This is a genomic window from Pseudomonas sp. TJI-51, from assembly GCF_000190455.2.
GTDB classification, from domain to species: Bacteria; Pseudomonadota; Gammaproteobacteria; order Pseudomonadales; family Pseudomonadaceae; genus Aquipseudomonas; species Aquipseudomonas juntendi.
On record NZ_AEWE02000107.1, the window covers coordinates 1541 to 1767 of the forward strand.

Consider the following 227-nt stretch of genomic DNA (forward strand, 5'->3'; position numbering starts at 1 on the left):
GATCATTTTCATTGGCGGGGCGCTGGCGGTCATGATGTACACGCCTGAGCACCGCGCGGAGGTGAGCTCCACATTGGGGCTGGCGATTGTGATCTCCTTCCTGGGCATCGTGACTTCGCGGGGCCATGCGCAACCGGTGGGGGCGCGGTCGATGGGGTGAGTGGGTTCACCCGGGGTCAAGGCAGAAGGCACCTATGGATAGGTAAAGCCTGTCAGTTAAGCGTTAC

General features: G+C 61.2%; 1 pseudogene. It reads left to right on the top strand.

Features of this window, described 5'->3' with window-relative positions:
- Positions 1-160: pseudogene (locus tag G1E_RS28445) on the top strand (GABA permease); the annotation flags it as partial.
- Positions 161-227: the final 67 nt, after the last annotated feature.